Genomic DNA, 10,952 nt, shown 5'->3' on the forward strand with positions numbered 1-10,952 from the left:
CGCCGCTCGTTCAGTCGGTCGTCGCGACTTCAGTCGGTCATCGCGACCAGCACGCGCCGGCTCCCGGTGAACGGGCGGCGGCCGTGCCCCACCAGCACGTTGTCGATCAGCAGCACGTCCCCGGCGACCCAGTCGACGTCGACGGCCTCGGAAAGCCCGCGGTCGCGGACCTGCAGGACGTGCTCGGCCGGGATCGGGCCGCCGTCGGCGTAGGACACCGACTGCGGCAGCTCCTCCTCCGGCAGTACGTCGGCCAGCGCCGCGGCGGTCTCGTCGCCCAGCGCGGCCGGGTGCCACTGGTCGGCCTGGTTGAACCAGACCTCGTCGCCGGTCACCGGGTGCCGGACGGTGGCGGGCCGGATCTGGCTCACCCGCAGCGCCCCGTCGGGCCGCCACTCCCAGGTGGCCTCCATGTCCGCCAGGTACGCCTCCACGCGGTCGCGGTCCTCGGTCTCGAAGGTGTCCTGCCAGCTCTTGCCGAGCCCGTAGCCGTCGTGCAGGTTCTGCGTGTAGCGGACCCCGCCCGCGAAGGCGTCCCGCACCTCCTGGTCCAGGGCGCCCAGCCACCGCGTCCCGTCGACGACCGGGGTCGCGCCGCCGCTCTCGGCGGCGATCTCGCAGTAGAACATCAGCCGCGACGGCCACGAGGAGGAGTAGGACAGCTCGTTGTGCATGGAGATCGTCATCTCCGCGGGGTACTCGGTGGAGGTGTAGACGTTGTCCCCGACCTTGGTCCGCGGCGAGTTCCCGTGCACATAGGCCAGCCGGTTCGGCAGGACGCCGTCCATGACCGGTTCGAGCCGGTCGCGGGCGACGCCGAAACCGCGGAAGACCAGCGCTTTCTCCTTGACCAGGAGGTCACCGATCTGCTGCCGGTCGGCAAGGTAGGCGAGAAGTCCGTCGACGTCTGCCGAGGCTCCGATGTCGCCGGGCCGAATCTCCAGAGGCGTCCAGCCGTGCTCGTCGTCCATGCGCGTACCCTGCCGCCGCGATCTATACGGATTCTGTACGCGCACCGCTACGGGGTTCATTCGTTGGTTCCCAGGGCCTCGGTGGCGCGCGTCCGCATCGCCGCGCGGGCGGGCAGCACCGACGCCAGCAGCGCGATGACGACGCAGGCGGCGACGACCCCGCCCACCGGCGACCACGGCACCACGACCGTGAGGCGTCCGGAGAGGCCGAGGAGCCCGGCCACCACCCCGCCCATGCTCAGCGCCGACACGAGCAGGGCGAGCACCGCGCCGACGCCGACCACGAGCAGCGACTCGGCCGCCACCACGCCCAGGACCTGCCGGCGGGTGGCGCCGGTCAGGCGCAGGACGGCCTGGTCCCGGGCCCGGTCGGCGGTGGCCATCACCAGGGTGTTGGCGATCGCGATGGCGCAGTAGAGCAGCGCGACGCCGAGGACCACGTACATGCCGAGCCGGCTCTGCCGCCCGCTGTCGGACGCGGCCGCGCCGATCCAGTCCGGGACGGCGGCGGGCCGCGCCCCGAGCCGGTCGGTGGCCGCTCGCAGGGCCGCCAGCGCGGCGGCGCCGTCGGTGCCCGGACGCAGCTTCACGTCGATCGACTCCGGCATGGCGGGACCGGCGTTGCGCGGGGTGACGAACACGCTGTGGTCGCCGGTGCCCGTCTCCAGGACCGCGGCCACCGTCAGGGACGTCCTGGTCCCGTCGGCGAGCCACACGTCGATCCGCTCGCCGGGCTCGCGCCCCCATTCCCGCGAGACGATGATCGAGTCGTCGGCCAGCCGGGCGGGGTCTCCCGACACCAGGGGCAGCTCGGCGACCTCGCCGAGCGCGCGCGGCGTCACCGCCTGCGCCGGGTACTTCACCAGGGCCTCGCCGTCCTCCAGGGCGAACAGGACGGTCGGCGTCCGGACCACGGTGTCCACCCCGGGAACGGCCTCGACCCGGTCGACGACGGCCTGGTTGAGGCCGGGCGTCCCGGCGGGGGTCACGATGAAGTCGGCGCGGTGCTGGTCGCGCAGCTCCGCCTGCTCCGCGCCGTCGATGCTGGCGGTGGCGCCGAGCAGGGACAGCGCCAGGCCGACGGTGACCAGCACCGGCGCGGCGGTCGAGGCGGTCCGGCGGGCGGCGGTCAGCGCGTTCTCCCGGACGACCATCGCCCCCGCGCCCCGCAGCAGCCGGAGCGGCCAGGTGACCAGCCGGGCCAGCGGCGGGACGATGATCGGGGCGAGCATCGCGAACCCGGCGATCAGCAGCATCGTCACCGGGATGTACTGCTTGCGGCCGGTCGCGCTGCCGGGGTCGCCGAGCGCCGAGGCCAGCATCCACAGGCCCGCGACCGTCCCGCCGGCTCCCAGCACCCAGCGCCCGGCGGTCATGGCCCTGGTCTCCAGCGCCGCGTCGCGCAGCGCCTCGGCCGGGCGGATCCGGCCCGCCCGGCGGGACGCCGCCCAGACCCCGAGCAGGGAGACGGTGAGGCCCATCGCGAACGCCACGGCCAGCGGCCAGGCCGTCGCCGGCACCGTGTAGGACGCGGGCGCCAGCTCCCGGTCGACCAGCCAGCCGCCGAGCGCCGGGGCGCAGACCGGCCCGAGGGCGCAGCCGAGCGCAGCGGCGATCACGCCGACGACGAACGCCTCGGCGAACAGCATCCGCCGCACCTGGCGGGGCGTCGCGCCGACCGCGCGCAGCAGCGCCAGCTCGCGGCGCCGCTGGGCGACCGCCAGGGAGAAGGTGGACGCGACGACGAAAACGGCGACGAACCCGCAGATCCCGCCCGCCGTGCCCAGCATGATCTTGGTTCCGTCCAGCGTGTCCTGTTCGGTGTTCTTGCCGCCGCCGTCGCCGAGCCCGGCCCCGGCCGTCCGGGCCCGGTCCCCGGTGAGGACCACGGCGGAGCCGCCGACCGCGGCGCGCAGCTCCGCCGCCGGCGCCCGGCTGATCACGGCGTCGATCCGCGGCGAGAGCCGGGCGGCCGCGGCGTCGGTGAACAGGATCGCCGGTTCCGCCTCCCCCGGGTCGACCACCCCGACGACCCGGTACGTCGCCGGGCCGCGGGCGGTGAGGACGGGGACCGCCGCGCCCGGACGAGGCCCGCCCACGGGGGAGGCGACCTCGTCGGGCGCGGCGGGAGCTCTGCCCGCGACCAGCCGGTACGGGGCGTAGGGGGCCACCGACCACGGCCGGCCGATGGTGACCCGGGGCCCGCCGGCGTCGCGGGACGCGGGCTGGGCGTAGAAGACGCGGTCCTCGACGGCGCCGCCGAGCGCGGCGGCCTTCGCCGCGACGGCGGGGTCCAGCCCGCGCGGCGCTTCGAGCTCGCGGCTCTCGGTCTCGTCCCCGACCGCGACGCGCACGCTGCCGGGCGCCCGGACGACCGCGGGCGCGGCGCCGTACCGGACCGAGCCCTCCTCGGCCGCGGACGCCGTCTCGGTCTCGTAGGCGGCGGCCAGCGCAAGTCCCATGGTGGCGACCAGGCCGACGCCCAGGGTGAGGGTGAGGAACGACCCGGCGAACGCGATCCAGCGGGCGCGGACGGTCAGCAGCGCGATCCTCAGCACGGCGCCGACTCCAGCCGGGTCATCTGCGCCGCGACGGCCTCGGCGGTCGGCTGCTCCATCTCGCCGACCAGCCCGCCGTCCGCGAGGAACACCACGCGGTCGGCGTAGGAGGCGGCGACGGGGTCGTGCGTCACCATGACGATCGTCTGGCCGCGCTGGTCGACGAGGCTGCGCAGCATGATCAGGACGTCGCGCGAGGTGGAGCTGTCCAGCGCGCCCGTCGGCTCGTCGGCGAACAGCACGGCGGGGCGGGTCACCAGCGCCCGCGCGATCGCGACCCGCTGCTGCTGGCCGCCCGACAGCTGGCTCGGCCGGTGCCCGGCCCGGTCGGCGAGCCCCACGTCCTGGAGCACGGCGGCGACCTCGCTCTTCTTGGGACGGCGCCCGGCCAGGTGCAGCGGCAGCCCGACGTTCTGCTCGGCGGTGAGGGACGGCATCAGGTTGAACGACTGGAAGACGAACCCGATCCGGTCGCGGCGCAGGAGCGTCAGCCGCGTCTCGCCGAGGCCGGTCAGGTCGGTGCCGGCCACGTCGACGCGTCCCTCGTCGGGACGGTCGAGCCCGGCGGCGCACTGCAGCAGCGTCGACTTGCCCGAGCCGGACGGGCCCATGATCGCGGTGAAGGTGCCGCCGGCGAACTCCAGCGTGACCCCGGCGAGCGCGGTCACCTTGCCGTCCCCGGACCCGTACGTCCTGGTCACGGCCGTCAGGCGCACCGCCACACCGGGCACCGCCTGGCCGGTCGCCGGCGCCGTCTCGGCGCCGCTGTCCGTCCCCGTCTTGTTCATGCCGCAAGCCAACCGCGCCGGGGCCGGTGAGCGCACTGGCACTGATGCGACTCTTCGGGGTAGCACTGGCACTACCCCGTCGGTAGTACTGCCGTCATGGGCTGCGGCGGGCCGGGCGAGTACCGTCGTGCCATGCGATCACGCACGGCCTGGCAGGCGCTGACCGACCGGGGGTTCCTGGTCACCGCCTGGCCGTGGCGGGCGACCGCGTACCTGCTCACCGGGACGCTGGCCGGGGCGCTGGAGCTCGTCCTGCTGAGCACGGCGCTCACCCTCGGGATCGTGCTGGGCGCCGTCCTCGTGGGCGTGCCGCTGCTGCTGGCACTGGGGTTATGCGGGCTGCCGGTCGCGGCGGCGGAGCGGCGCCGGCTGCGGCTGGTCGACCTGGAACCCGCGCCGGGCCCGCATCGCGACCCCGAGCGTCCCGGCTTCTGGCCGTGGCTGCGGACCCGCTACCGCGAGCAGGCCACCTGGCGGGACCTGGCGTTCACGCTGTTGTCGGCGGCCGTGCTGTGGCCGGTGGAGCTGGCGGCACTGGTGACCGGGCTGGCGGTGCCGGCGGCGCTGCTGACCGCCCCGGCGATCATGGCGGCGGACCCGGACGGCGAGCTGAAGCTGCTCAAGACCTGGACGCTCACCAGCAGCTGGCAGGCGTGGGCGATGCTGCCGCTCGGGGTCCTCGCGCTGCTGGTGGGGATGTACCTGGTGACGGTGGTCGCGGCGGCGCGCGGCGCGCTCACCCGGCTGCTGCTGGTGGCGCCGCTCGAACCGGAGCTGACCGAGCGGGTCGACGAGCTGACCCGGTCGCGGGCGCGGCTCGTCGACGCCTTCGAGGCCGAGCGGCGCCGGATCGAGCGGGACCTGCACGACGGCGCCCAGCAGCGGCTGGTCGCGCTGACCATGACGCTGGGGCTCGCCCGCACGACCAGCGGGCGCGAGACCGGCGAGCTGGTCGACAAGGCGCACGCGGAGGCCAGGCTCGCCCTCGACGAGCTGCGCGAGCTGATCCGCGGGATCCATCCCAAGCTGCTCACCGACCGGGGCCTGCCCGCCGCGGTCGACGAACTGGCCGGCCGCTCCCCGGTCCCGGTCAAGGCCGAGCTCGACCTGCCCGGACGCCTCCCCGAGCCGGTGGAGAGCGCGCTCTACTTCGCGGTCTGCGAGGCGCTGGCGAACGTGGCCAAGCACAGCGCCGCGTCCACGGCCTGGGTGACCGCCGGACGGGACGGCGACCGCGTCACGGTGGAGATCGGCGACGACGGGGTCGGCGGCGCGGCGGCGGCGCGGGGCAGCGGGCTGGCCGGGCTGGTCGACCGGATCTCCGTCGTGGGCGGCACGCTCGTCCTGTCCAGCCCGCCCGGCGGGCCCACCCTCGTCCGCCTGGAGGTCCCGTGCGGCCCGATCGACCGCTCCGCCTAGTCGTCGCCGAGGACGGCGTGCTGCTGCGCGAAGGGCTGGTGGGCCTGCTCGCCAGGTTCGGCCACGAGGTGGTCGCCGCCGTCGGCGACGCGGAAGAGCTGATCGCCGCCGTCGCCGAGCACACGCCCGACCTGGTCCTGACGGACGTGCGGATGCCGCCCGGGTTCTCCGACGAGGGGCTGCGCGCGGCGGTGGAGCTGCGCTCGTCCCATCCGGGGATGGCGGTGATGGTGCTCAGCCAGTACGTCCAGCACGCCTACGCGGCCGAGCTGTTCGACTCGGTCGGCGGGCGGGGCGTCGGCTATCTGCTCAAGGACCGGGTCGGCGACATCGACGAGTTCCGCGGCGCGCTGGAGCAGGTGGCCGCCGGCGGCACGGTCGTCGACCCGGAGGTCGTCCGGCACCTGCTGCGCCGCCGGCACGACCCGCTGGCCCCGCTGACCGGCCGCGAACGGGAGGTGCTGGCCCTGATGGCGGAGGGGCGCACCAACGCGGGGATCGCCCGGGCGCTGACGGTGTCCGAGGCGGCGGTGGCCAAGCACATCGGGAACATCCTCATCAAGCTGGAGCTGCCGCGCACCGAGGACGATCACCGCAGGGTGCTCGCGGTGCTCACCTACCTGCGCCGCTGAGGCTGACCACAAACGGCCAGGCGCCCCGTGCGATGTCACGAGAGGCGCTGACAAGCCGCAACCGTTCCGGTCAAGCGATTGTCGGCCAGACCTCTATACGAAGCCTATATCTGCTGGACGGAGCCGGTCCGGGCCCGTCTGAACACCAGGTGAACCGGCAAATTTCCAGATTGTCCCGTTTGGTTGACATCTGTCCTACTGCGGAGTCATCATGATCAAGGCCCGGCGGGCTTAGATCGCTCCCAAAACAACAGACAAGGAATGTCATATATAGATCTTGCTGGTCCATTTCACACGGGGGAAAAGCCAGACCATGGAAATCTTCATTCTCGGGTCGATAGAAGCACGCCTGAACGGCGAGCGCATTTCATTAGACGGTGCCAAGCAGAAAACGGTTCTCGCCGCGCTGCTGCTATCGCGCGACCACATCCTCCCGGACTACCGGCTCAGCGGGCTGCTATGGGGGGAGAACCCGCCCGCAACCGCCAGCTCCCAGATCTATACATATGTATCCCGGCTGCGCAAATACCTTGGGGGCGAGGTCAGCATCGTGCGCAAACCGCCTGGTTACATGATGAGCATCGGGCGCGCGGTCCTAGATCACGAAATATTCCAGCGGCTCGCCCGCGCCGGTCAGCTAGACCTGAAGAACAGGCAGTTCCGGAGCGCAAGCGAACATTTCAGGCAGGCGCTTTCCCTATGGCGCGGCCCGGCTCTCGCCAACGTCAGCGAATTCCTCGCCGAGGCCGAATTGCCGCGCCTTGAAGAGGCCCGGATGACCGCCATCGAGGACCGCGTGGAGGCCCGGCTCGCGCTCGGCGAGCAGCTCCAGGTCATCCCCGAATTGACCGGCCTGGTCGCCGAGCATCCGCTGCGCGAGCGGCTGCGCGCGCAGCTGATGGTCGCGCTGTACCGGGCCGGGCGGCAGGCCGACGCGCTCACCGTCTTCCACGCGGGCCGCCGGCTGCTGGCCGAGGAGCTCGGCGTGGACCCGGGCGCGACGCTGACCGACACGCACCTGGCCATCCTGGCCAACGCCCCCGCGCTCGACCACACCCCCGGGATCGAGCCGGTGCGCGGCGTGGAACGGCACACGCTGCGGCCCCGGCTGCTACCGCCCAACGTCATCGACTTCGCCGGCCGCGGCGCCGAGCTGGCCGAGGTCGTCGCGGCGCTGACCGCGCGCGACGGCGCGGCCCCGGCCGCGGTCGAGATCTCCGGGATGCCCGGCGCCGGCAAGAGCGCGCTCGCGCTCCGGGCCGCCCACGCCGCCAAGGACCACTTCCCGGACGGGCAGCTGTACGCCGACCTGGCCCCGGACGGCGGCGCGCCGCTCGCCCCCGGGACCGTGGTGCTGTCGTTCCTGCGCGCGCTCGGCATGACCGACCGGGAGATCCCCGCCGAGTTCGGCGAGCGCGTCCGGCTGTACCGCACCCTCACCGCCGACCGCCGCGTGCTCGTCGTGCTCGACCACGCCGAGAACGAGGCGCTGCTCCGCCCGCTGCTGCCCAGCGGCCAGGACTGCCGGACCCTCTTCACCGCGCGCCGGGACGTCGCGTCCGGCGTCGGCGCCCGCACCGTCCGGCTGGAGACCCTGGACGACGAGGGCTCGCTGGCCATGCTGACGAGGATCGTCGGCGACGAGCGGGTCGCCGCGGAGCCGGAGGCGGCGCGGCGGATCGCCGCCCTGTGCGGCGGGCTGCCGCTCGCGCTGCGCGTCGCCGGGACGCGGCTCTGCACCAAGCCCCACTGGCCGCTGGAGGCGATGGTCCGGCGGCTGGAATGGTCCCGCTCCCGGCTCGACGCGCTGCGGCACGGCTCGCTCGACGTCCGGACCCGGATCGAGAGCGGTTTCCTGGAGCTCGACGGGCAGGCCCGCGACACCTTCGCGCTGCTCGGCCTCCTCGACGACCCGGACTTCACCGCGCCGGCGGCGTCGCGGGTCCTCTCGCTCTCCGAGGCCGAGAGCGAGGAGATCCTGGAGACGCTCCTGGACGCGCGCATGCTCCAGGTCAGCGCCTGCGCGAAGACGGGCCATTTCCGCTACCGGTTCCACGAGCTGTTCCGGCTGTTCGCCCGCGAGCAGGCCACCGGCCGGACCCTCGACGACATCATCGGCGCCGACGGCGAGTCCCTCACCGCACACTGCTGAACCACCGCCGGCGGCGTCAGCCCCGGTACCCGCCTCCCGCCGGAGGGACGGACGGCGTTCCGTCCCCGGCGGCGGCGGGCGGGTCGTCGTCGTCTTCGGCGAGGGGGATGTCGCCCACCCGGTGCGGCACGGACCGGATCGCGGGGCTGATCACGGTGGCGAGCGCCAGGCAGACCATGGCCGCGCCCAGCCCGAGCACCGTGTGGGTCGCGCCCCACGCGTCCAGCGCGACGCCGGTCACCAGGGGGCCGAGGGCGCTGAGCCCGGAGCCGAGCAGGTCCATGACGCTGCTCGCGCGGCCCTGCATGCGGTCCGGGGTCGTCCGGACGAGGTAGACCCCGCCGACCACGTTGAACGTGCCGGAGATGACCGAGACCGCGATGAAGATCGCGCCGAGCGCCACCGGGTCCCGCACCACCGCGACCAGCGGCAGCAGCACCGCCCACGCGATGTTCCCCCAGATGACGATGGCCCGCATGGACATCAGCCGCATCCACAGCGGCCCGGTGGCCGCGCCGAGCACGCCGCCGACGCCGCGGGCGACCAGGATCACCGCGAAGGCGGTCTTCGTCAGGTCCTCGTCGTGCTCGACCAGGTACGCGAGCGCGAGGCTGATGCCCTGGAAGAGCAGGTTGCTGCCCGCGACGACCACCATCACCGCGCGCAGGAACCGCTGGCGCCACACCCAGGCGAGGCCCTGCCGGATCGGCCCGATGATCCCCTTCGGACGCCGCCGGACCGGGCGCTGGAGGTCCTTCCTGATGAACAGCATCCCGCACAGGCCGAACATGTGGCTGAGCGCGGTGAACGTCGTCGGCCACCAGTGCGCGAGCGCGTAGATCGCGGTGCCGAGCGGCTGCCCGAGGAGCCCGGCGCCGCGGCCGCGCACCTCGTTCTGCGCCAGCGCCGCCGAGAGCTGGGACGGGGCGACGAGGTTGCGCACCGCGCCGCGCTCGGCGTGCTTGTAGAAGATCGTCAGCGACGACTCGACGAAGGCCGCGACGACCAGGTGCGGCAGCCACAGCCGGCCGAACGCCAGCGCGACCGCCACGCTCCCGACCGCGAGCACCGCGCCGCCGTTGCAGGCGGTCATCAGCCATTTGCGGTTCCAGCGGTCCACCAGCGCGCCGGCCGGAAGCTGGACGAGGAGGTTGGGCAGGAGCGCGGCGAAGCCGACCAGGCCCGCCGCCGTCCCCGACCCGGTCAGGAACACGACCAGGAGCGGGTAGGTGATCGCGCTGACCCGGGTGCCGAGCAGCGAGGCCGCCGCCCCGCTCCACAGCAGCAGGAAGTCGCGGTTGCGGCGGAGCGGCGGCGGGGCGTCCGGCGGGAGGTCCTCCGGGACGTCCGCCGAGCGCGGGACGTCCGGCGGACGCGGCCCGTCCGGGGGGCCGACGGGCGCCGGGGGCCGCCGCACGGTGCTCATCGGCCCGGCGAACCGCCTCTGGTCGCGGCGTCGTCTTCAAGCGCGGCGCCCTCCGTCGGAGCGGTGCCGTGGCGGCACCACTCCAGCGCCGCCATGGCGCTGTGCATCTTGTTCTCGGCCTGGTCGAAGGCGATGCTCATCGGCCCGTCCAGGACCTCGGCGGTGACCTCGTCGCCCCGGTGCGCGGGCAGGTCGTGCATGAAGACGGCCTTGGGGCTGTGCTCCCACAGGGCGGCGGTGACGCGGAACGGGGTGAAGACCGTCCGCCAGTCCGGGTCGGGCTTGGCGGTCCCCGTCGTCTCCCACCTGGTGGTGTAGACGACGTCGAAGTCGCCGGGCAGATCGTCCATGTGGTGGTGCTCGGCGACCGCCGCGCCGGCATCCCGGGCCTGCCGGGCGGCCCGCTCCCGGATCGCGTCGGCCAGGCCGTAGCCGGGCGGGGTGCGCAGCTCCAGCCGGACGCCCTCGAACCGGCTGAGCGCCAGCGCCAGCGCGGCCGCCGTGTTGTTGCCCTCCCCCACGTAGAGGATCTTCAGCCCCTCGATCCGGCCGAACCGGCCGCTCAGCGTCACCAGGTCGGCGAGCGCCTGGGTCGGGTGCTCGTCGGCGCTCATCGCGTTGACGACGGCCATCCGGTCCTGGCCGTGCGCCCAGGCCCGCATCTCCGCCGGGTCGCCGGCCGTCCGGGCGACCAGCACGTCGAGCATCCGGGCGAAGACCCGGCCGGTGTCCTCCGCCGTCTCGCCGGTGTTGGTCTGCAGGTCGTCCGGCCCGAACGTGACGATCCGCGCGCCGAGGCGGAGCGCGCCGCTGGAGAACGCGGTGCGGGTCCGGGTGGACGTCTTGCGGAAGTAGATCCCCGCCACCAGGCCCGCCAGCGCTGGGGGCGGGGCGTGCTCGCGGGCGGCGAACCGGGTTCCGCGCGCGACGATCGAGCGCAGGTCGGCGTCGGTCAGGTCGTCGATCGAGATGAGGTGTCGCACGGCGCTTGTCTCCTCTGCTGGTC

8 protein-coding genes are annotated in these 10,952 nt (G+C 74.0%); 3 read left to right on the forward strand and 5 right to left on the reverse strand.

Annotated elements, in window-relative coordinates; all coding sequences use genetic code 11:
- Window positions 1–29 precede the first annotated feature (29 nt).
- Genes ACH35V_RS22635 through ACH35V_RS22645 form a run of 3 tightly spaced genes read right to left on the reverse strand, consistent with a single transcriptional unit; the run spans window position 30 to window position 4,317 of the window.
- Complete coding sequence (locus tag ACH35V_RS22635; RefSeq protein WP_395974942.1) at window positions 30–971, reverse strand: TauD/TfdA family dioxygenase; 942 nt, start codon at window positions 969–971, stop codon at window positions 30–32.
- 56 nt (window positions 972–1,027) lie between these two features.
- Window positions 1,028–3,529 carry an FtsX-like permease family protein gene (locus ACH35V_RS22640; RefSeq protein WP_395974943.1) on the reverse strand — a complete coding sequence of 834 codons (2,502 nt, stop codon included), beginning with the start codon at window positions 3,527–3,529 and terminating at the stop codon, window positions 1,028–1,030.
- Complete coding sequence (locus ACH35V_RS22645; RefSeq protein WP_395974944.1) at window positions 3,523–4,317, reverse strand: ABC transporter ATP-binding protein; 795 nt, start codon at window positions 4,315–4,317, stop codon at window positions 3,523–3,525. Before ACH35V_RS22645 ends, ACH35V_RS22640 begins: the two co-directional genes overlap by 7 nt.
- Before the next feature lie 132 nt (window positions 4,318–4,449).
- On the opposite strand from ACH35V_RS22645, the gene ACH35V_RS22650 reads away from it, so the two are divergent.
- The 3 genes from ACH35V_RS22650 to ACH35V_RS22660 all read left to right on the forward strand — a co-directional run bounded on the left by ACH35V_RS22650 (window position 4,450) and on the right by ACH35V_RS22660 (window position 8,520).
- Complete coding sequence (locus tag ACH35V_RS22650) at window positions 4,450–5,736, forward strand: sensor histidine kinase (protein ID WP_395974945.1); 1,287 nt, start codon at window positions 4,450–4,452, stop codon at window positions 5,734–5,736.
- Complete coding sequence (locus ACH35V_RS22655; RefSeq protein WP_395974946.1) at window positions 5,709–6,368, forward strand: response regulator; 660 nt, start codon at window positions 5,709–5,711, stop codon at window positions 6,366–6,368. Before ACH35V_RS22650 ends, ACH35V_RS22655 begins: the two co-directional genes overlap by 28 nt.
- A gap of 313 nt (window positions 6,369–6,681) precedes the next feature.
- Complete coding sequence (locus tag ACH35V_RS22660; protein ID WP_395974947.1) at window positions 6,682–8,520, forward strand: BTAD domain-containing putative transcriptional regulator; 1,839 nt, start codon at window positions 6,682–6,684, stop codon at window positions 8,518–8,520.
- Between the two features lie 16 nt (window positions 8,521–8,536).
- On the opposite strand, the gene ACH35V_RS22665 is transcribed toward ACH35V_RS22660, so the two are convergent.
- The gene (locus tag ACH35V_RS22665; RefSeq protein ID WP_395974948.1) at window positions 8,537–9,946 is read right to left on the reverse strand and encodes an MFS transporter; all 1,410 of its coding nucleotides are present in this window, start codon (window positions 9,944–9,946) and stop codon (window positions 8,537–8,539) included.
- The gene (locus tag ACH35V_RS22670; protein ID WP_395974949.1) at window positions 9,943–10,929 is read right to left on the reverse strand and encodes an ornithine carbamoyltransferase; all 987 of its coding nucleotides are present in this window, start codon (window positions 10,927–10,929) and stop codon (window positions 9,943–9,945) included. Before ACH35V_RS22670 ends, ACH35V_RS22665 begins: the two co-directional genes overlap by 4 nt.
- Window positions 10,930–10,952: the final 23 nt, after the last annotated feature.

The sequence above is a fragment of the Actinomadura sp. 1N219 genome (genome assembly GCF_044326405.1).
GTDB lineage: Bacteria > Actinomycetota > Actinomycetes > Streptosporangiales > Streptosporangiaceae > Spirillospora.

What these genes read in the sequence shown, in the direction of transcription:
- ACH35V_RS22635 (WP_395974942.1), bottom strand. Translation starts at nt 971, where the DNA reads ATGGACGACGAGCACGGCTGGACGCCTCTGGAGATTCGGCCCGGCGAC.
- ACH35V_RS22645 (WP_395974944.1), bottom strand. Translation starts at nt 4,317, where the DNA reads ATGAACAAGACGGGGACGGACAGCGGCGCCGAGACGGCGCCGGCGACC.
- ACH35V_RS22650 (WP_395974945.1), top strand. Translation starts at nt 4,450, where the DNA reads ATGCGATCACGCACGGCCTGGCAGGCGCTGACCGACCGGGGGTTCCTG.
- ACH35V_RS22660 (WP_395974947.1), top strand. Translation starts at nt 6,682, where the DNA reads ATGGAAATCTTCATTCTCGGGTCGATAGAAGCACGCCTGAACGGCGAG.
- ACH35V_RS22665 (WP_395974948.1), bottom strand. Translation starts at nt 9,946, where the DNA reads ATGAGCACCGTGCGGCGGCCCCCGGCGCCCGTCGGCCCCCCGGACGGG.